We start from the raw sequence: 19,320 nt of genomic DNA on the forward strand, positions 1-19,320 counted from the left end.
AAAATATCCGGATGCGCAGTGAAATATTACTTAGTGGAATCAAGGTGTGTATTTATTCGTTTAGTTTTCATAAAAAGGGTGTCGTCAAACTGCTGGTCTTTGTCCCAATCGTATTGCACAGTACCTTCAAAGCCTGTTTTTGTAGGGCGAATGTGGTACCAAGCTTGAACTTGTTGTCCTCCGTAATGGTAATCGACGAACAAACTGTCATTTTTAGTGCTGTATTTCCCAGAGGTTTCTCCAACTTTCTCTCCGTTAGGTTGCAAGAACCATGCCTTAAACGTTCCGTCTGCGGCGTAACTCGATTGCGCTTTCCCCGAAGCAGGGTTCGAAAAGTTATCTTCAAACACATGGGTACTGTCACTACCTCGATAGCTAGGCATATTGATTTTGATATAGGTGGTTTCCCAGGATCCTTCCATAAATTTCGCCAACTTTTCGGTATTGGCAGTACTCGATTCCTCTTTTTTAGGGGTGGTTTTACATTGCGTAAAAAGGCATCCACTAAAAAGAATCAGTGCTAAAAGAGATGAACGTAGCTTCATTAGGTGCTTATTTTTTCTTCTTTTGTATGCAAAAGACGGGTTAATTTAATGGATAAATCTAGTAAAATAATTTTAGCATTTCCGTTTCTTTCGATGTGATATTGAGCATCATCCAATTCTTTTTGAATGGATAAGATGTTGCCGCTATGCACAAAAGGAGCAAACTTTTCCAGTTGGAAATTTGCCGTTTTTGTTTGAAGAAATACCAAATCAGGAGTGCCGTAATTGAGCAGTAATGCCTGTCTAAAAAACTGAATGCAGTACTGTAGAAATTGCTTTTGAGTTTCTCTACCTGATCCGGCAATGGTCTCTGACCATTCGATGAGGTCTTGGATGACCGCAGCATTCCCTTTGGCCTTAAAGGCACTTCGAATCCAAACGATAAACCACTTTTCAAAGAGGTCGTCATTGGAGTCGTTTTTGAGTATGTGTACTGCTTTGTTGTAATTTCCTTCACTGCGATGTGCAATAGTAACCGCTTCATTTTGGGCAATTCCCTCACGTTGTTGTAAAGCCTGAACGATATCGGTCTCTCCTAAAGCCGGAAAGTGCAGTGCCTGGCATCTCGATTTTATGGTGTTAATAATCTGTCCCTCATTTTCCGTAACCAACAGAAAAATAGTGTTTGCAGGAGGCTCTTCAATGAGCTTGAGCAATTTGTTGGCAGCAGCATTGTTCATCTTTTCTGCCATCCAAATAATCATGACTTTAAATCCGCCTTCATAGGATTTAAGTTGGAGTTTTTTAACGATGTCTTCCGCTTCATCTACACCAATCTGCCCCTGTTTGTTTTCTACGCCAATAAATTGTAGCCAATTAAACAAACTACCATAGGGTTGTGTGGCGATAAAGGACCTCCAGTCGTCTAAAAATAAATTGCTGATAGGATGTTTTTTTACCTGGTCGGTACTGGTTACAGGAAAAGCAAAGTGCAAGTCAGGGTGCTGTAGTTTAGCACATTTTAGCGCACTGGCTTCAGGATTTGGAACATCCGTGGTGAGTAGGTGTTGTGCGTAGGCAATTGCCATGGCCAAAGTTCCGCTTCCTTCATTTCCTACGAATAACTGTGCATGTGGAATGCGTCCGTTTTCCGTAGCTTTTATCAAGTGTTTCTTGATGTGGTCCTGTCCAATTATATCCTCAAAAGTCATAGTACAAATATACTAGGTTCGAGGCGAGTCAGCAAAAGCTAATTGCTAAATGAAACACAATGTTTTAGCAGTTAGTTTAGAACTGTTCTATTTTAGTATATTTGCATGCTAACACAATTTTTTATTTTTTGAGTACTATTGCCACACTAAACATTGGGGAGAAAGGAATTATCTCGGAAGAGAGCTTGGATAGAATTCCGTTAAAGTTATTGGAAATGGGGTGTTTGCCCGGAACAGAAGTAGCTCTGATTCAGGTAGCGCCACTCAATGACCCTTTGTATATATGTGTCAATGGAAGCCATTTGGCTATTCGAAGAGAAACGGCAGGGAAAATTTTAATTACTAAGATGTAAGCATGGCAAATACGTTACAAGTAGCACTGATAGGAAACCCGAATACGGGAAAAACTTCGTTGTTTAATCAGTTAACCGGCTTAAATCAAAAGGTAGGAAATTACCCAGGAGTGACGGTCGACAAAAAGCAAGGAACGTGTAGGTTAACTGCTGACCTGACCGCGACGATAACAGATTTACCAGGAACTTACAGTATAAATCCGACTTCTATTGATGAGAGTATCGTTTTAAAAACGCTGCTCAGCCAGAAAGAATCGGAAGTACCTGATGTTATCGTAGCTGTTGTCGATGTCGTAAATATCAAACGCAATTTGTTGTTGTTTTCTCAGGTGAGAGACTTGGGGATTCCCATGATTTTGGCAGTGAATATGGCCGATCAGATGGAACAAAAGGGAATTGTCTTGAATACCGAGGCTTTGAGTGATGATCTCGGTGTGCCTGTAGTGCTTATTTCAGCTAGAAAACGTTTAGGCTTAGGAGAATTAAAAAAGGCCATCGCTAACGTTGAGCAAGCGCAAGAGGCAGCGAGTTTTGAAACGATTAGCTCAAAAGTTGATACGGCGTATTTTGAGGAGTTAGCACAGGTGTCAACCCGCTTTACCGCGTACGAGCTTTGGCTCATGTTAACAAAGGGCTATTTAAGTCCTTTATCCGATGAGGAAAAAGTTAACTTAAGCGCGTTCAACGACGTGTCAAAACAAAAGAAATACCAGCATAAAGAAACCATTTATCGCTATCAAGAAATCAATGCGGTTTTAAAAAAATCGTATGAAATGGATGCGGCGAAAGCCACAGGCATGAGAGCAAAATTAGATGCTGTGTTTACACATAAAATCTTTGGATATCTATTTTTCTTCGGGCTGTTGTTAGTGATTTTCCAGTCTATTTTTAATTGGGCATCGGTACCGATGGATTGGATTGACGCTGCGTTTGCATCGCTAGCAGAACAGGCAAAATCAGCATTGCCAGAAGGAAAATTCACCGATTTATTGACCGATGGAATTATTCCAGGAATTGGAGGTGTCGTTATCTTTATTCCTCAAATTGCCATATTGTTTTTGTTTATAGCACTGCTCGAAGAATCGGGGTATATGAGTCGTGTGGTGTTTTTAATGGACAAAATTATGAGGCGTTTTGGAATGAGTGGAAAAAGTGTCATTCCATTGATTTCAGGAACGGCCTGTGCCATTCCAGCAATTATGGCTACCAGAACCATTTCGAGTTGGAAGGAACGCCTGATAACCATCATGGTGACCCCTTTAACAACTTGTTCCGCGCGTTTACCTGTTTACGCTATTATTATTGCGTTGGTGATACCGGATAAAACGGTTTTTGGCGTGTTTAATTTGCAGGGGTTGAGTTTGTTGGTTTTGTATGTGCTCGGTTTCGGAACCGCAGTGCTTGCTGCTTATATCTTGCATAAAACACTTAAAATAAGAAACAATTCCTTCTTTGTGGTTGAAATGCCAGACTATAAAATACCTTCGGTAAAGAATGTAGGCTTGGATGTATTGGAAAAAACTAAAGCTTTTGTTTTCGATGCCGGTAAAATTATCTTATCCATATCGATAATTTTGTGGTTTTTAGCTTCTCACGGACCGAGTTCTTACGATAGTGTCGAGGCTGATTTGGCGACAAATCCGACATATGCAAACTTGTCAAAAGAGGAATTTTCTCAGAAAGTCGCTTCGTTAAAACTAGAAAAATCCTATGTTGGGATTATGGGGAAAACCATCGAGCCAGTAGTGGCCCCGTTAGGGTATGATTGGAAGATGGGAATTGGCTTAATAGCTTCCTTTGCGGCCCGAGAAGTATTTGTAGGAACCCTAGCCACCATCTACAGCGTGGAGGCCGATGATGAAGATACGTCAACCATTCGTGAAAAAATGGCTGCCGAAGTCAATGAACAAACTGGAGCAAAACGCTTTAATTTTGCAACGGGAATTTCACTGTTGTTATTCTACGCGTTTGCCATGCAGTGTATGGCCACCTTAGCCATTGTAAAAAGAGAGACGAAAAGCTGGAAATGGCCAATGATTCAGCTAGTAGGTATGGGGCTGTTGGCCTATGTTTCGGCGTTAATATCCTATCAAATTTTACGTTAATGCAAGATGTTTTAGCCTATAGTGTAGTTATCGCAGCAGTGTGTTACCTGGTTTGGAAGTTTTTTATTCCAAAACGAAAGAAAAAAGGATGTAATGACAATTGTCACTGCGGCTAATAAACTATTTTTGTCTGTACAGCGTTGTATGGATATGGTGCGATTTTGGAAATTTTTAGGATGTTTCTTTGTGGTCTTGGTGACTCAGGCACAAACAGTTCCTAAAAAGTACCGAACAAAATTTTTGAAGGTAGTAAATGACACCCTTCAAGTTGATTCGTTGAGCATCAATCCTCAGTACTTTAAAGTTCGACTGCAAAACGGAGCGGTCCTAGCCCCCACTGAATATAAAGTGAACTTTGAAAAGGCTTTATTAATACTCGACAAAAAGCGCTTTCAGGAGGTTTCCGTAGAATACCTGCCCTATCCCAAATTTTTAACTCAAGTATATTCACCATTCGACGCCAAGCTCATTGTAGAGAGCACGGAAAATACAGGGAAACTGTATAGTGAAACAACGAACTTGACAGGCGTAGAGAGGCCCTTTTTTGACGGACTGAAAGCAAAGGGGTTTATTACGCGGGGACTTACCGGTGGAAACAATCAAAACGCTGTAACCAATTCGTCATTAGATTTAACCTTGGAAGGAAAGCTATCCGATAAAGTTTCGATTCGCGCGAATATTTTCGATACTAATTTTCCGCTACAGCAAAATGGATATTCACAAAATATCACCGATTTTGACAGGATTTTTGTGGAGCTATACAGTAAAAATTGGCGTGTAAAAGGAGGAGATATTAGCTTGCAAAACAAGGAGAGTTATTTCTTGAATTTTGAAAAACAAGTGTCGGGTATTGAGGTAGGGGCACAAGTGTCACCGAATACGAATGCCTTGGTTTCTGGTGCTGTTGTTCGCGGGAAGTTTGCCGTTAATAATTTTGTTGGGACGGAAGGAAATCAAGGACCCTACAAAATTGTCGGAACGAATAACGAACGCGCAATCATCATGGTCGAAGGCAGTGATCGGGTATTTGTCAACGGGGTGCTAGTGAAAAGAGGAGAGACCGCTGATTATGTGATTGATTACAACCTAGGAGAAATTCGTTTTACAACAACATATCCGATTACTAATGACATGCGTATCCGCGTAGAATTTCAATATGCGGAAAGAAACTATACCCGCTTTATTACATATGACAAAGCGAGCTATGCTGGCGAAAAATTTAAAATAGCTGGGTATTTTTACAGTGAAAATGATGCGAAAAATCAACCGGTACAACAAAGTTTGAGCGATGCACAAAAACGTTTGCTGTCTTTGGCAGGTGACAACACAGAGCTGATGGTCGCTCCCAGTGATTTTAAAGAACCGTTTTCGAGTAGTAAAATTCAGTACAAGAAAGCAACTGTAGGTACCCGACAGGTTTTTGAATACACGACGGATGCAACGGCGGAAGTATATGCAGTAACTTTTACCAATGTCGGCTTGAATAAAGGTGATTACAACATTGATAGAGTTATTGCCACAGGAACTATTTACAAATACGTGGGGGTGAATCTCGGGAGTTTTAATCCGGTAATCCAATTGGTAGCTCCAACCAAGCTTCAGGTAGCTGTGGTGCAATCGTCTTACCGTCCATCAGAGAAAGCGATCTTCGATGCTGAGGTGGCACTGAGCTCGAACGATCAAAACTTGTTCTCAACGCTCGATGATGGAAACAACCAAACCTTGGCTACAAAATTACGATGGAAACAACAACTAGCTTCAGGGGAGTGGAAAGTACACAGTACGGCTAATTACAAGTTTATTCAAGATAATTTTACTACGGTACAACGCTTTCAATCCGTTGAGTTTAATAGGGATTGGAATATTGACAGTCGCTCGGGAGATCAACATGAATTTGGAGCCTTTTTAACGGCTGCGAATCAGAACCTACAATTGCGCTATGGATATCAGCTACTGCGTTTTTCTAACGGATTTTTAGGGAACAAGCACAGCGTACAATCTGATTACACTACTAACAGTACCCGCTGGAGGACGAAAGGAAGTTGGCTGCGCAATTCAGGAGTAGCAACTACAGCTGATTTTATAAGAGCTAACACTAATTTTCGTCAGCAACTCGGCAGCTATTGGTTAGGTACTAAACTCGGGCTGGAGAGCAATGCAAAAAAAGCGGTGACTACTGGGGTATTTGATACAAGGAGCCATCGTTTTCAAGAGTATGATGCCTATATCGGATACGGTGATACCACGAAAGTTTTTGTAAAGTTAGGAGCAAATTATCGGGTAAACGACAGTATTCGCAGCAATGCATTTCGACGCATTAACAATCGTAAAACACTCTATCTCGACAGTAAGTTAATCCACACGGCGCGTACTCAATTAGCAGCCTATGCCAACTATCGTTATACTACCAATACTTTTGAAGAGAACAGGAGTTCATTGAATTCGCGTTTGCGTTACCAACAGCGATTTTTTGGAAAGCTCTTGTTTGTTACGAGTTCCTACGAAACGGCTACAGGAACGTTAGCTCGACAGGAATACGTATATATCAAAACAGAGCCAGGACAAGGATTTTATACCTGGATTGACTATAACAATGACGGAGTTCAACAGTTTAACGAGTTCGAGGTGGCTCAGTTTCAAGATCAGGCGAATTACCTTCGTGTTCCGTTACCTAATATCAACTATGTTCCGACGCAAAAAGTTCGGTTTAAGCAATCGTTGACCCTAAATTTTAAACCTTGGGAAAGCCGAGGTAGCTTTTTAAAACTGCTGAGTAATTTTTACAATCAGAGCTATCTAAGTATTGATAATGAGCGTTTGCGAAGCGAGGGGTTTCACTGGAATCCTTTTAAGTTTGAAGAATCGGGGTTACTGGGCTTGGCGTACAACTTTCGAAACAGTTTTTACTTTAGGAGAAATCTCGAAAATTACAGCGCTATTTATACCTACGGGAATTCTAAAAACAAGCGCCAGTTTACCATCGGTAACCAAGAGAATACTACTAAAATTCACCAGCTAGCAGTATTGCATCGCTTTGGGACCTTTTGGTTGTTTGAAATGAAAGGTGCCCAATCTGTAAACGATTTGACAACCGAGAATTTAGCAAACAGAAATTATCGCATTCACAGTGAGGAATGGCAACCAAAGTTGTCATATATCTACGCTGCCAAACATCGATTGACAGGCTTTTTTATGCAGAAGAAAAAGCAAAATACTATTGGAGGTGCTGCCCTTTTGAATCAACAAAAGCTGGGAGTTTCTTATCGATATACAGGAGAAAAACAACAGCAAATAACTGCTGACTTCACGGTGTTTTTAAATGATTTTACTGGAAATGCTAACAGTCCCGTTGCTTTTCAGATGTTAGAGGGACTGCAGCCAGGAAGGAATTTTACCTGGAATCTTTTGTGGAATCAAAAACTGAATAGCATTCTTAATTTATCACTGAGTTATTTTGGAAGAAAGAGTGAAGATACCCGAGCAATTCACACAGGAGTGGTTCAGTTAAAAGCTATTTTTTAAGTACTTTTGTGGTACTATAATTGCATTACATTTAATATTATTTAACTAAAAATAAAGTTTACATGAAAAAATTAATGTTCGCCGCTGTGCTCTTCATGAGCTCCTTAGGCTACGCTCAACAAGAGGTGAAGATAGATATCGCAGATGCTTTGATTATGAAAACTATCGACGTGTCCTATGAGTATTACATCAGTGATCAGTCATCGGTAGGACTTTCTGCACTATTTAATTTTGAAAAAAAATCGGCAGATTTTAGATACAATGAGAACTCGATGTTTTCACCGTATTTCCGCCATTATTTTACAACCAATAGAAATTGGAACCACTTTGGAGAAATCTTTTTAGGGATTAATTCAGGTGAGCGAAAGGTTGAAATCGCCGGAGGAAATCACGTGTATACCAAATATACGGATGCTGCTCTTGGGGTCGTGGTCGGAACCAAGTACATTTCTAATGGAGGATTTGTAGTAGGAGCTTATGCCGGATTAGGACGTAACATGTTTTCAAGTAATTCGTACGCGATAGTGCCGAGAGCTGGAGTAAATGTAGGATATCGTTTCTAAATCTTGGTTTAAAATATTACAAAAAAAGAGGAAGTGTCACTTCCTCTTTTTTTTATGTGTTGTCCCGTCTGAAATACGTTTTCAATTAGGGGTATTTTAAGACGACTCAAGGTTCGTTTTTCTGCTCAGCTCGTAGCAACTTACAAGGAGTAAACTGAGTACAGCTGGAAGCACCCATCCGAGGTGTTCTGCTGACATGGGAATATAGCTGCTGAGGGTACGCAACCAAGTTGGTTTGGTAATGGCTAATAAAAAATCGGGAATACTAAATACTAAGGTGGTCCCAACAACCCATCGAAAAGAGGTTTTAGTGCCCAATTGTTGTGGTAGGCAGTTGAGAACAATCAGTACTATGGTTACCGGATAAATCAACATCAGGGCCGGAATGGCAATTTGTACGATATACTTCACGTTGTACTGTCCGATAACGATTCCGAGCAAACAAGAAACAATCGCAGTAAGCAAATAGGCCTTGTCGGAGTTGTTAAACCTACTTTTAATAAAATCGGCGGTACCCGTAATAATCCCAACGGCGGTAGTAAAGCAGGCCAAAGCGACGAGTACTCCCAGAATCGTTCTTCCCCAGTGCCCCAGTGTGACCTCTGATAAAGAACCTAAAATTTCCGCTCTGGTAGCGTCGTTTGCACTTGCAGTGCTGTATAGGGCACCGTTGTAAATTAGCCCTATATAGATGGTGAGTAAGCCCAAACCAGCAATAATACCAGCCTTGGTAATCAGTGATTTTTTTGCTTGATAATCAGCTCTTGAATTCATGTTCATGGAAATCACCAATACCCCTCCAACTACAACGGCTCCAATGGCATCAAAGGTTTGATACCCTTCCAAAATTCCGTAGACAAATGGTGATTTAAGTTGGCTGGTGACTATGGTGTCTCCTCCAGCAAAAAGTCCGATACTGATAATGGCTAGGAGGATAAAGATGATTAGGGGAGTTAAGAATTTTCCCAATAAATCCAATACTTTTGAACGGTTCATTACGAAGATAAAGACCAAACTAAAGTAAATACTACTCGTTAACAAGGTACCAGAAGTTGCATAGGGAGCGATGGCCATTTCATGGGTTACGGATGCTGTTCTGGGAGCAGGAAGCGCAATAGAAATGGCATAAACCGTATAACAGTATAAGGCACTAAATACGGGAGATACTTTTTTGGCAAAATCAAACATGGTTCCTTGAAGGCGGGCATGCGCATAGATTCCGAGTATGGGAATTACGACAGCCGTAATCATAAAGCCTGTGCTTACAAGTTCCCAGTTACTCCCTGAGTTCTTACCTAAAAAAGGAGGGAAAATGAGATTTCCAGCTCCAAAAAACATAGAAAATAAAGCAAATCCAGTAACGAGAATTTCTTTGGTTTTATGCATGATTTTAAAAAATTATCTTTGTCGAATATACACTAAAAATGATAGCGAGATATAAAGAGGCTGCGGTTTTTTATACGGTAACAGGTACGGGTGCTCCAGTGGTGCTATTGCACGGGTTTTTAGAGACTTCGTCAATGTGGCAAGAAGTAGTTCCGTATCTGTCAGCAAGCCATAGTGTGATTTGTATAGATCTTTTAGGCCATGGAAAGACCGAATGTGTTGGGTATGTCCATCGCATGGAAGAGATGGCGCAAGCCGTTTGTGCGGTATTGGATGTGTTGTCGATAGAGCGAGCAGCTTTCGTAGGACACTCGATGGGGGGCTATGTCGCTTTGGCCCTCGCTGCACTGAAACCGACAATGGTCACAGCGCTTTGTTTGGTAAACTCTACCTCCTCACCTGATAGTGAGGCGCGAAAAAACGTGAGAGATAGAGCGAGTAAAACAGCAAAGAGGAATTATCCACTTTTGGTAAAAACCTCTATTGATCAGCTGTTTGATACTGCTGGTAAAAAACGTTTTAATGCACAAATACAGCAGCTCTGTAAAGAAGCACTCGATATGGGAGTTCGCGGATACATCGCAGCGAATGAAGGGATGAAATTACGAGAGAATACCAGTCGTGTTTTTAGTGAGGTCCCACGAAAACTAATGGTCTTTTCTAAAGCTGACACAGTGTTGTGTTCGAATAGATTGCAAGCAGAGGCTACTGAGGTACAAGCTGCCGTTACCGAGTTGGAAGGGGGGCATATGAGTGTTATTGAACACCCCAAACTCATTACAGAGCTGATTTACAATTTTCTTAAATAAAATTTCTAGTAACTTTGCAGCACAAATTAATTATATGAAGGTACATCATTTGTCTGTAGAAAATTCTATAGTAAATAAATTTTTAGCTGAAATTAGATCGGTGGATATCCAAAAAGATGCCATGCGTTTTCGTAGGAACATCGAAAGAATTGGAGAAGTGTTGAGTTATGAATTGAGTAAAACACTCTCTTATGATTCTAGTGGAATTCAAACTCCTTTAGGAATTAAAGAAACCGCACTACCAAAGAGCGATGTAGTATTGTGTTCTATATTGAGAGCGGGATTACCCTTGCACAATGGAGTGCTAAATTACTTCGATGACGCAGAGAATGCTTTTATCTCGGCTTACCGACATCACCCCAATAACGACGAGGCCTTTGAAATTGTTGTGGAGTACTTTGCTTCTCCTGATATCAATGATAAAAATCTTTTATTGATCGATCCGATGTTAGCAACCGGGAAGTCGTTAGTAGCGGTATACGAGGCAATAAAAAAATACGGGGCACCTAAAAAGATACACATCGTATCTGTAATTGGTTCGGAAGAAGGGGTGGCACTCATTCGTGAGGCATTCCCTGAAGAAACAGAATTGTGGATTGCTGCTATTGACCCTGAATTGAATGACAAAGGGTATATAGTGCCAGGATTAGGAGATGCTGGTGATTTGGCTTACGGGGTTAAGTTATAAGTACCTTTACAGTGAGATAGCCACGATGGAACCCACAATAAAAAGAATGATATAAAGGTCTGCCAACCATTTTCTTTGGATGAGCTCTAGGCCATTAGCTAATATAACAGAAGTCGGGAATAGGAGAAACAAAAACTCCATTCCCGTTTTTTTTGGAATTAATAGAAATACTATTCCAGCAATGGTGATATGGAGGAGTACCAAAATCCAATTTCGCCTAAACTTGTTGAGTACAGCCAAAGCTCTGGGGGTTTTCATAAACGTGGCAAATACGGTAAAAATGCCAATAAAAACCATCGTAAACAAGAAGGAGCTCGATTGGTATAAATGAAACTTAAGATTGAATGACCAAAAGAATAACTCCTGGAATACGCCTGTATTATCATACCAGAAATGATAGGTGAAATAGAGTAATACTGGCGGAATAAAACCTAAAACGGGGATGGTTAAGGTTTGAGGCGTTAAGCGGTGATGCAAATAAATAGAAGCGTATAACAACGGAGCAAATACGATGGTGGTAGGTTCGATAATAAAAGAAATTCCCAGCCATAAGCCACCGTCAAACAACTTGTGTATGATTTTTTTTCCCGTTTGTAAACTGTATACTTTTCTTAAAAAAAGTAAGGTTGTGATGTTGGCATAGAAGAGTGAATTGATTTGAATTTTCGTTAAGAAAAACCCCAATAAGAGCACGTAAAATAAAAATGCGTACGAATTGTCAAAGGTCACTTCGTTCTTTACTATGATAAAATTAACGATGGAAAACACGACGATAAACCAGAAAATTTCCTGGGTAATGCCTAAAACTCCAAGGTTTTTGCCGAATACAGTGATACAATAATAGCAAAGAAACACTAAAAAGAGCACTATAAAGTTTACCGGTTTAGATTTGCTGAAAAAATTGGCTAACATCGATTCTTTTTATATTTTTGCAAACGTAAAGATAATCAAGTTATGTTAGGATTAAATATTTTTAGATTAATTGGAGATTTATTTGAAGTAATATTAATGCCATTCCAGTATTTGCGTTTAACCGTAGCAAAGGCTGACGGAGGTTGGTGGACTTCAAATGCGTTGAACTGGGTTTTCTTAGTAGTTCTTATCGCTATTTTAGGATATTGGATGAACGAGTGTTTCCGATTTAAGAGAGAAGGAACAGAAGACAGAGCTTAATTCTACACATATTGGGAAGTAAAAATAAATTAAAACGTTTCAGAGAAAATGAGACGTTTAGTAACGTTATTCAACCCACTCGTGAAGAAGTTGTCGGTGATTTCAAGTACAAAGGAAAGTGGAATACTTTCTTTGGTAATGACAATCCGATAGTTTTGGAATTGGGGTGTGGTAAAGGAGAATATACGATTGCCTTAGCGGAAAAAAATCCAGACAAAAATTTTATTGGAATCGATATCAAAGGAGCTCGCTTTTGGAGAGGGGCCAAAACGGCTATCGAAAACGAAATGTCTAATGTGGCCTTTATTCGTACCCAAATAGAATTGATAGATTTTATTTTCGCAGAGAATGAGGTCTCAGATATTTGGATCACCTTCCCAGATCCTCAAATCAAATACAAAAGAACAAAACACCGTTTGACGAATTCTGAATTCTTAAAAAAATACCACGGTATTTTAAACGAAGAAGGAACGGTAAACTTAAAAACGGACAGTGAGTTTATGCATGGCTATACTTTGGGCTTACTCCACGGAGAAGGTCATGAAATTTTACATGCAAATCACGATGTTTATAAAAATCACTACTCACCCGAAGAAGTGATCAATACACAAACTTTTTACGAATCGCAATACTTAGCGCAAGGAAAGCCAATTACCTACGTCAAATTTAGAGTAAAGTATTAAAAACGCTCATTATGATGTGGTCGCATTTGTTGTTAGGCTTTGTGACGTCTTATCTCGGATATTTACCTCCGAGCATGTTAAATATAACTGCGAGTAAACTCTGTATTAGTAAAAACAAAGGAGAAGCCCATAAATTTGTTTGGGGAGTATCGTTGGTGGTTTTACTGCAGGTGTTTACAGCTGTTTTTATTTCAGGTTTGCTACAGGAACAACAATTCTTATTGCGCGCATTGCAAAAAGTTGGGGTCCTTGTACTGGGGGTGATTTCAGTGCTTTTCTTGTACAAAGGATGGACTACTAAAGAAATTTCCAAAGAAACTAAAGGGATCAATAGTTTTATACTGGGTTTGATGCTTTCATTGATCAATATGTTCGCCATTCCTTTTTTTATTGTAGAATTTAAATTGTACATGTCCTACGGATGGTTGATGCGCGACTTGTATTCGGTGTTGTTCTTTGCTTTAGGAGCGGCTATCGGGGTGTTAGCAGTATTGTATAATTACGTTTTTATCGCGGATAAATTTCAAGAAAACCTTGCCAAATTATTGCGCTTTTTTACCTTGGGGATTGGAGTACTGACAGGAATTGTGGCTGTCTACTACGCTGTAAAATTGTATTTTTAGTCCATGGAAAATTCAACTAATTTTTTTGACCGTGTTTATGTTGTGGCGAGGCTTATTCCTTACGGAAGAGTGACGAGCTACGGGGCCATAGCCAAGTATTTAGGAGCTGCTCGCTCTGCACGCATGGTAGGCTGGGCCATGAATAACTCCCATAAACAAGAAGAAGAGGTGCCAGCGCACAGGGTAGTGAACAGAAAAGGAATTTTGACGGGAAAACACCATTTTCAAGGAACCAATTTAATGCAGCAGTTACTGGAGAGCGAAGGCGTAGTCATCGTCGATAATCAAATCCGAGACTTCGATCAGTTGTTTTGGGATCCTGCAAAGGAACTCTAAGGGGCTGTTTACTACTGTTTTTGGTATAAATTGGGTTTATGCATCCATAAATTTTCACTATTTAAACACTTTATTTTCTAAGCACTAAAGCGTATCTTTGTACTTTAGTAGAATCGATTTAAAACAGGAAGCCTTTTGAGGCTAAACGTGAAGCAAATGAGTTTTAAGAAACAAGATATATACAAGGCGCTAGAAACCATTACCGCTCCTGGTGAAGGGAAAAGTCTAGTAGAAAATGAGAATGTTACAAATGTAGTGACTTTTGGAAATGAGGTTATCGTGGATGTAACCATCGGTAATCCGTCGTTACAGGCGAAGAAAAAAGTCGAAGTGGAAATCATGAAGGCGATTCACGAGCACGTTGATCAAAAGATCGATGTAAAGGTGAATGTAAAAGTGGAAGTGGCTGCTAAGGAGAATCCGAATCAGATTCGAGGGAAAGAAATTCCAAATATTCAGAACATCATCGCTGTAGCCTCTGGAAAAGGAGGAGTAGGAAAATCTACGATCACTTCAAACATGGCGGTGTCTTTAGCGAAAATGGGCTTTAAAGTTGGGGTTTTAGACGCAGATGTTTACGGTCCGTCTCAGCATCTTATGTTCGACGTTGAACGCGAAAAACCATTGGCGGTAAACAGCAACGGTCGATCAAAAATGAAGCCTGTAGAAAATTACGGGGTGAAATTGTTATCACTCGGTTTCTTTACCAATCCTAGTCAAGCGGTTATTTGGAGAGGACCTATGGCTTCGAAAGCTTTAAATCAGTTGATTTTTGATGCTGATTGGGGAGAGTTAGATTTCTTATTAATCGACTTGCCTCCAGGTACAGGTGATGTACATTTATCTATTGTACAAGCAGTGCCAATTAACGGAGCTGTAGTGGTAAGTACACCTCAAAATATTGCCTTGGCAGATGCTAAAAAAGGAGTAGCGATGTTCCAACAAGAGAGTATCAATGTTCCAGTATTAGGAATTGTTGAAAACATGGCGTATTTTACGCCAGCAGAGCTTCCTGACAATAAATATTACATATTTGGTCAAGGGGGAGCAAAGAACTTGGCAGAGGATATTGATACGGCGTTCTTAGGAGAAATTCCTTTGGTTCAAAGTATACGCGAGGCTGGTGATGTAGGGCATCCTGTAGCACTGCAAGAAAATACACCTTTGTCAGAGGCATTTACAGACGTTACCAAAGAAATGGTATCGCAATTACTGAAGAGAAATGCGAACTTGCCTCCAACAGAAATCGTTCGAATTACGACGATGAGTGGATGTAGTACAAAATAACATTCTTTCTTTGTAAAGAATAACGTGATATAGTTAAACAACAATACTCAAAAAACCCGGTTTGAGTAACTTTTGAAAAAGAGTATAAGTAGGGGCTATTATGGCGTCAGAAGAAATTAAAAATAATGTAGAAAAGGCTTTAGAGGAAATTCGTCCATTTTTAATCAGTGATGGAGGTAATATCAAATTACTTTCTATCGAAGATGAAGTGGTAAAGGTTCAGTTGGAAGGAGCGTGCAGCGGATGTTCAGTGAATCAGATGACTTTAAAAAATGGAGTAGAAGCAACTATTAAAAAATACGCACCAGAAATTAAAGAAGTAATTAATGTAGCCTAAGCTGATAATTGTCAGCTAAAAAGCACCAGTTACTTTGTAATTTTGGAAATTGGTGGGGTGTTCGTGTTTTTAAAATACTAGGTCGCTTTTTTACAAGTGACAAAAAACGGCTAGCACCTTACTGTGCAGACTAGATATTCCTGTTTTACGTTGTGAGACAGGAATCTCCGTATAAAAAAGAAAATATTTTTTGAACTAGTATAATGATAAAAACAGATATATTAATTATTGGAGCGGGTCCTACAGGACTGTTTACGGTTTTTGAAGCCGGATTGTTAAAACTTCGCTGTCACCTTATCGATGCCTTGCCTCAACCCGGAGGTCAGTGCTCGGAAATTTACCCTAAAAAACCCATCTATGACATCCCTGCTTATCCTGAAATTTTAGCAGGTGATTTAACAGATAAGTTAATGGAGCAAATTAAGCAGTTTGAGCCAGGTTTTACGCTAGGAGAACGTGCCGATACTATTGAAAAACAAGAAGATGGTTCGTTTATAGTAACCACGAATAAAGGAACAAAACACCATGCACCAGTAGTAGCAATTGCCGGTGGATTGGGAAGTTTTGAGCCTAGAAAACCACCGATCCCTAACATCGCTGATTACGAAGATAAAGGAGTGGAGTACATGATTAAAGAACCTGAACTCTACCGCGATAAAGACGTAGTGATTGCCGGAGGTGGAGACTCAGCTTTAGACTGGTCTATTTTCTTGACTGACGTGGCAAAGTCGGTAACCTTGATTCACAGAAGAAATGAGTTTAGAGGAGCTTTGGATTCTGTTGATAAGGTACAGGAGTTAAAAGATGCAGGTAAGATTACTCTAATCACTCCGGCAGAAGTAAAAGGAATTGTAGGGGATGGTAAAGTTGAAGGCGTACTGGTAGAACAAAAAGGACAAGAGCCAGTTACTTTAAAGACAGATCACTTCATACCACTTTTCGGTTTAGCACCAAAATTAGGGCCTATTGCCGACTGGGGACTGGAAATAGAAAAGAATGCCATTAAGGTGAACAATGCACTGGATTATCAAACCAATATTCCTGGAATCTATGCGATTGGTGATGTCAATACCTATCCTGGGAAATTGAAGTTAATTTTATGTGGATTCCACGAAGCGACCTTGATGTGTCAGAGTGCGTACCAACGTATTCACCCAGATAAAAAATACGTGATGAAGTACACTACTGTTGGTGGTGTTACTGGATTTGACGGAACAAAGAAAGAGGCTCCTAAAGCCGTTGTTAAAGCAATAAACTAACTTATTTTATGATAGAATACATAGAACAATTATCTCAAGACAAACTACTTTATTTCGCACTACCATTATTTTTTATCTGTATGATTGTCGAGTATAAAATTGCTCGGGAAAAGTACCATGGTAAAGATACAACCGTATCGCTCTTAATGATGGTTTTTTCAGCTGTAGTTGAATTTGTGCCCAAAGTTTTGGCCTTTGTTCTATTTTTCTATTTGCACGAGCTAAGCCCACTAAAAGACGTAGTACAACGTCAGTGGTGGGCTTGGTTATTGTTGTTCTTTGCTGATGATATATCGTACTATTGGTTTCATCGATTAAACCACGAGGTGCGTTTATTTTGGGCAGGTCATGTACCACACCACTCGTCTATTTATATGAATTTAGGAACTGCGCTGCGTCAAGGTGTTGGTGAACGCGTTCACAAATTTTTCTTTTGGATTTGGATTCCCCTTTTGGGCTTTGATCCTTTGATGATGTTTACCATGATGGGGGTGAGCTTGATTTATCAGTTCTTTGTACATACCGAACTGGTAGATAAACTGCCGAAACCTATAGAGTTTATTTTTAATACTCCATCACATCACCGCGTACATCACGCGTCCAATATTCGCTATTTAGACTGCAACCACGCTGGAATACTGATCATTTGGGATCGTATGTTTGGTACTTTTTCAGAAGAGTTGAAAGAGATTGATGCTCCTCAATACGGATTGACGGTAAACATAGAAACCTTCAATCCTATAACAGTAGCAAGCCATGAATACACAGCTATTTGGAAAGATGTACAGCGCGCTGAAAAGTGGAGTGATAAACTCAATTATATTTTTAATTCTCCAGGATGGACTCATGATGGAGAAGATAAAAGGGCAAAAGTCCTCAGAAAAAAGCTATTTGAAGAAGAGCAAAAACAAACGACAAATCAATAAACAAAAGTTAATAGCTACTTATGGATACGCAGGATATTAACATAAAAATTACAGACAGAGAAGGAGTAACCCACGAGGTGGTGGCTCCTACGGATATGGCTATGAATTTAATGGAGGTGGTTCGTTCGTATGAACTGGCACCCGAAGGAACGATCGGAATATGCGGCGGTATGGCCATGTGTGCTTCCTGTCAGTGTTATGTAAAGTCAGATCACGAATTGCCTGAAATGACCGATGATGAAGATGCGATGTTGGCAGAGGCCTTTTACGTAGAAGATAATAGCCGATTGGGCTGTCAGATTCAAATGACACCTGAGCTCGACGGATTGGAAGTCGAGTTGGCGCCAGAGAGTTAAAAAAAAGCTGATAGCATTGCTATCAGCTTTTTTTATGTACTTATTGTAATTCCTTCGCTAATTGGTCTAACCAGGTGGTTAAGCGCTCTTGGGTGAGTTCTGGTTCATTGTCTTCATCTAAGGCAAGACCATAAAAAAGTCCTTGTCCTTCGATTTCAGCTTTTGATTCAGAAAAGTCGTAGTCTTTTATAGGCCAATGTCCTATAATTTTTCCACCATTGGCAAGTACTACCTCTGCCAGCATACCAACACCGTCAATAAAATATTCACCGTAGCCATACTGGTCACCCAAACCAAAGATCGCAACAGTTTTTCCTGAAAAGTTCACTGTTTTAAATTCGTCGTAATAACTTTCCCAGTCACTTTGCAAATCGCCGTCATACCAGGTAGAAAGTCCTAGTAGTAATGTGTCGTATTTTTCGAAGTCGGCAACGCTTACATTGGTAACTTCCATTACGTCAATCTCCGAAGCGGTCCAATTATCGACGATACTATGAGTAATTTCCTCCGTCATACCCGTATCGGACCCATATATTAATCCTATTGTGTTCATATGCGTTGTGTTAAAGTGGCAACAGCAAATTCGCGATGTACGAGGTCTCCCGATTTGCTTTTTACCTGTTCTGTAATTGTAGTACTCGATGCTAATTGCAATGGAGAATTTACGAGTAATTGTTTAAATTCCTCAAGAGAATACAGCGTAAATTTATCGCGAACAAAAGGGAGGTCTTCCATAAAAGCTCGTAAGGCAAAACTGATAATGCAGCTCCCTTGTGTTGTGAGCACTCTTGAGATTTCTTTTAAAAACTCCTGTGGGTTTTGCCAGAAATACAAGGTGTTTACACTGAGAATGGCATCCATGCTGTTGTTTTCAAAAGGCAGCTGAGTTCCGTCGTAGACATAGAAAGCCGCTTGCGTTGGCAGTAGCTCCAATTGGTCTCGGTATTTCAGTGCTTCTTGATACATGGTTTTTGAAACTTCCAAACCGTAAAATTTAGGCTGGTCAAACAGCTGAAAGTACTGCGATAAATGTCCGCAATTGCCATGCCCTATTTCCAAGATATTCGATCCCTTAGGAAGCCTTAAAGCATCCATACTAGCCCTTGTCATCGAAATATTGGTAAGATTCATTGTCTTTGCAACCTCAATGCCTTCGGTACCTTCCGGGCAGCTGAGTTGTTGCTCTAACAGCTTGAAATTCTCTTGAGTTGGTTTCAT

The 19,320-nt window shown here is 39.9% G+C and carries 21 protein-coding genes; 15 read left to right on the plus strand and 6 right to left on the minus strand.

All coding sequences use genetic code 11. The features are described from left to right. Positions 1-26 precede the first annotated feature (26 nt). Both ACXAG7_RS10585 and ACXAG7_RS10590 read right to left on the minus strand, forming a co-directional pair. Positions 27-545 (minus strand): hypothetical protein, encoded by a 519-nt coding sequence (locus ACXAG7_RS10585; RefSeq protein WP_476666786.1) that lies wholly within the window; start codon positions 543-545, stop codon positions 27-29. Then, the gene (locus ACXAG7_RS10590; RefSeq protein ID WP_476666787.1) at positions 545-1,696 is read right to left on the minus strand and encodes a DNA polymerase III subunit; all 1,152 of its coding nucleotides are present in this window, start codon (positions 1,694-1,696) and stop codon (positions 545-547) included. Before ACXAG7_RS10590 ends, ACXAG7_RS10585 begins: the two co-directional genes overlap by 1 nt. Positions 1,697-1,824: 128 nt before the next feature. Between ACXAG7_RS10590 and ACXAG7_RS10595 the strand changes: the two genes are divergently transcribed. The 4 genes from ACXAG7_RS10595 (at position 1,825) to ACXAG7_RS10610 (ending at position 8,239) form a co-directional block, all read left to right on the plus strand. Continuing rightward, positions 1,825-2,049 carry a FeoA family protein gene (locus ACXAG7_RS10595; RefSeq protein WP_408045569.1) on the plus strand — a complete coding sequence of 75 codons (225 nt, stop codon included), beginning with the start codon at positions 1,825-1,827 and terminating at the stop codon, positions 2,047-2,049. 2 nt (positions 2,050-2,051) lie between these two features. Next, the gene (gene feoB, locus ACXAG7_RS10600) at positions 2,052-4,154 is read left to right on the plus strand and encodes a ferrous iron transport protein B (RefSeq protein ID WP_476666788.1); all 2,103 of its coding nucleotides are present in this window, start codon (positions 2,052-2,054) and stop codon (positions 4,152-4,154) included. A 93-nt stretch (positions 4,155-4,247) separates the two neighbouring features. Beyond that, the gene (locus tag ACXAG7_RS10605) at positions 4,248-7,676 is read left to right on the plus strand and encodes a hypothetical protein (RefSeq protein WP_476666789.1); all 3,429 of its coding nucleotides are present in this window, start codon (positions 4,248-4,250) and stop codon (positions 7,674-7,676) included. 62 nt (positions 7,677-7,738) lie between these two features. Continuing rightward, positions 7,739-8,239 carry a DUF3575 domain-containing protein gene (locus tag ACXAG7_RS10610; protein WP_476666790.1) on the plus strand — a complete coding sequence of 167 codons (501 nt, stop codon included), beginning with the start codon at positions 7,739-7,741 and terminating at the stop codon, positions 8,237-8,239. 96 nt (positions 8,240-8,335) lie between these two features. Here ACXAG7_RS10610 and brnQ read toward each other — a convergent pair whose 3' ends face one another. Continuing rightward, positions 8,336-9,625: a branched-chain amino acid transport system II carrier protein gene (gene brnQ, locus ACXAG7_RS10615; RefSeq protein ID WP_476666791.1), complete on the minus strand. Its 1,290-nt coding sequence runs from the start codon at positions 9,623-9,625 to the stop codon at positions 8,336-8,338. A 38-nt stretch (positions 9,626-9,663) separates the two neighbouring features. Here brnQ and ACXAG7_RS10620 point away from each other — a divergent pair, with 38 nt between their 5' ends. Next, positions 9,664-10,434, plus strand: a complete 771-nt coding sequence (locus ACXAG7_RS10620) for an alpha/beta fold hydrolase (RefSeq protein WP_476666792.1) — start codon at positions 9,664-9,666, stop codon at positions 10,432-10,434. Between the two features lie 34 nt (positions 10,435-10,468). After that, a complete protein-coding gene (gene upp / locus ACXAG7_RS10625) occupies positions 10,469-11,122 on the plus strand; it encodes a uracil phosphoribosyltransferase (RefSeq protein WP_408045563.1) in 654 nt (217 codons plus the stop codon). Between the two features lie 6 nt (positions 11,123-11,128). Here the strand turns inward: upp and ACXAG7_RS10630 are convergent, their stop codons facing one another. After that, positions 11,129-12,034: a DUF6427 family protein gene (locus tag ACXAG7_RS10630; protein WP_408045562.1), complete on the minus strand. Its 906-nt coding sequence runs from the start codon at positions 12,032-12,034 to the stop codon at positions 11,129-11,131. Positions 12,035-12,076: 42 nt separating this feature from the next. Between ACXAG7_RS10630 and ACXAG7_RS10635 the strand changes: the two genes are divergently transcribed. From ACXAG7_RS10635 to ACXAG7_RS10675, 9 genes are all read left to right on the plus strand, one after another. Next, the gene (locus tag ACXAG7_RS10635) at positions 12,077-12,295 is read left to right on the plus strand and encodes a DUF6341 family protein (RefSeq protein ID WP_476666793.1); all 219 of its coding nucleotides are present in this window, start codon (positions 12,077-12,079) and stop codon (positions 12,293-12,295) included. Positions 12,296-12,306: 11 nt separating this feature from the next. Continuing rightward, complete coding sequence (gene trmB, locus ACXAG7_RS10640; RefSeq protein ID WP_408045560.1) at positions 12,307-12,978, plus strand: tRNA (guanosine(46)-N7)-methyltransferase TrmB; 672 nt, start codon at positions 12,307-12,309, stop codon at positions 12,976-12,978. An 11-nt stretch (positions 12,979-12,989) separates the two neighbouring features. Then, positions 12,990-13,601: a hypothetical protein gene (locus tag ACXAG7_RS10645; protein ID WP_476666794.1), complete on the plus strand. Its 612-nt coding sequence runs from the start codon at positions 12,990-12,992 to the stop codon at positions 13,599-13,601. A gap of 3 nt (positions 13,602-13,604) precedes the next feature. Then, complete coding sequence (locus tag ACXAG7_RS10650; protein WP_408045558.1) at positions 13,605-13,937, plus strand: MGMT family protein; 333 nt, start codon at positions 13,605-13,607, stop codon at positions 13,935-13,937. Between the two features lie 156 nt (positions 13,938-14,093). Continuing rightward, positions 14,094-15,224 (plus strand): Mrp/NBP35 family ATP-binding protein, encoded by a 1,131-nt coding sequence (locus tag ACXAG7_RS10655; RefSeq protein ID WP_408045557.1) that lies wholly within the window; start codon positions 14,094-14,096, stop codon positions 15,222-15,224. A 100-nt stretch (positions 15,225-15,324) separates the two neighbouring features. After that, a complete protein-coding gene (locus ACXAG7_RS10660; protein ID WP_408045556.1) occupies positions 15,325-15,561 on the plus strand; it encodes a NifU family protein in 237 nt (78 codons plus the stop codon). A 203-nt stretch (positions 15,562-15,764) separates the two neighbouring features. After that, positions 15,765-16,820, plus strand: coding sequence for an NAD(P)/FAD-dependent oxidoreductase (locus ACXAG7_RS10665; protein WP_408045555.1), 1,056 nt, complete (start codon positions 15,765-15,767; stop codon positions 16,818-16,820). A gap of 8 nt (positions 16,821-16,828) precedes the next feature. Beyond that, the gene (locus ACXAG7_RS10670; RefSeq protein WP_476666795.1) at positions 16,829-17,746 is read left to right on the plus strand and encodes a sterol desaturase family protein; all 918 of its coding nucleotides are present in this window, start codon (positions 16,829-16,831) and stop codon (positions 17,744-17,746) included. Between the two features lie 20 nt (positions 17,747-17,766). Then, positions 17,767-18,102 (plus strand): 2Fe-2S iron-sulfur cluster-binding protein, encoded by a 336-nt coding sequence (locus tag ACXAG7_RS10675; RefSeq protein ID WP_408045553.1) that lies wholly within the window; start codon positions 17,767-17,769, stop codon positions 18,100-18,102. Positions 18,103-18,142: 40 nt separating this feature from the next. Here ACXAG7_RS10675 and ACXAG7_RS10680 read toward each other — a convergent pair whose 3' ends face one another. Together ACXAG7_RS10680 and ACXAG7_RS10685 are read right to left on the minus strand one after the other, a co-directional pair. After that, positions 18,143-18,655 carry a flavodoxin gene (locus ACXAG7_RS10680; protein ID WP_408045552.1) on the minus strand — a complete coding sequence of 171 codons (513 nt, stop codon included), beginning with the start codon at positions 18,653-18,655 and terminating at the stop codon, positions 18,143-18,145. Then, positions 18,652-19,320, minus strand: coding sequence for a class I SAM-dependent methyltransferase (locus ACXAG7_RS10685; RefSeq protein ID WP_476666796.1), 669 nt, complete (start codon positions 19,318-19,320; stop codon positions 18,652-18,654). Before ACXAG7_RS10685 ends, ACXAG7_RS10680 begins: the two co-directional genes overlap by 4 nt.

The organism is Tenacibaculum sp. AWR4_210, assembly GCF_056160945.1.

Coding starts and splice junctions, on each gene's coding strand:
- upp (WP_408045563.1), top strand. CDS start 10,469: ATGAAGGTACATCATTTGTCTGTAGAAAATTCTATAGTAAATAAATTT.
- ACXAG7_RS10655 (WP_408045557.1), top strand. CDS start 14,094: ATGAGTTTTAAGAAACAAGATATATACAAGGCGCTAGAAACCATTACC.
- ACXAG7_RS10685 (WP_476666796.1), bottom strand. CDS start 19,320: ATGAAACCAACTCAAGAGAATTTCAAGCTGTTAGAGCAACAACTCAGC.
- ACXAG7_RS10650 (WP_408045558.1), top strand. CDS start 13,605: ATGGAAAATTCAACTAATTTTTTTGACCGTGTTTATGTTGTGGCGAGG.
- ACXAG7_RS10670 (WP_476666795.1), top strand. CDS start 16,829: ATGATAGAATACATAGAACAATTATCTCAAGACAAACTACTTTATTTC.
- feoB (WP_476666788.1), top strand. CDS start 2,052: ATGGCAAATACGTTACAAGTAGCACTGATAGGAAACCCGAATACGGGA.
- ACXAG7_RS10680 (WP_408045552.1), bottom strand. CDS start 18,655: ATGAACACAATAGGATTAATATATGGGTCCGATACGGGTATGACGGAG.
- ACXAG7_RS10590 (WP_476666787.1), bottom strand. CDS start 1,696: ATGACTTTTGAGGATATAATTGGACAGGACCACATCAAGAAACACTTG.
- ACXAG7_RS10620 (WP_476666792.1), top strand. CDS start 9,664: ATGATAGCGAGATATAAAGAGGCTGCGGTTTTTTATACGGTAACAGGT.
- ACXAG7_RS10610 (WP_476666790.1), top strand. CDS start 7,739: ATGAAAAAATTAATGTTCGCCGCTGTGCTCTTCATGAGCTCCTTAGGC.
- brnQ (WP_476666791.1), bottom strand. CDS start 9,625: ATGCATAAAACCAAAGAAATTCTCGTTACTGGATTTGCTTTATTTTCT.
- ACXAG7_RS10630 (WP_408045562.1), bottom strand. CDS start 12,034: ATGTTAGCCAATTTTTTCAGCAAATCTAAACCGGTAAACTTTATAGTG.
- ACXAG7_RS10635 (WP_476666793.1), top strand. CDS start 12,077: ATGTTAGGATTAAATATTTTTAGATTAATTGGAGATTTATTTGAAGTA.
- ACXAG7_RS10585 (WP_476666786.1), bottom strand. CDS start 545: ATGAAGCTACGTTCATCTCTTTTAGCACTGATTCTTTTTAGTGGATGC.
- ACXAG7_RS10675 (WP_408045553.1), top strand. CDS start 17,767: ATGGATACGCAGGATATTAACATAAAAATTACAGACAGAGAAGGAGTA.
- ACXAG7_RS10660 (WP_408045556.1), top strand. CDS start 15,325: ATGGCGTCAGAAGAAATTAAAAATAATGTAGAAAAGGCTTTAGAGGAA.
- ACXAG7_RS10645 (WP_476666794.1), top strand. CDS start 12,990: ATGATGTGGTCGCATTTGTTGTTAGGCTTTGTGACGTCTTATCTCGGA.
- ACXAG7_RS10605 (WP_476666789.1), top strand. CDS start 4,248: ATGACAATTGTCACTGCGGCTAATAAACTATTTTTGTCTGTACAGCGT.
- ACXAG7_RS10665 (WP_408045555.1), top strand. CDS start 15,765: ATGATAAAAACAGATATATTAATTATTGGAGCGGGTCCTACAGGACTG.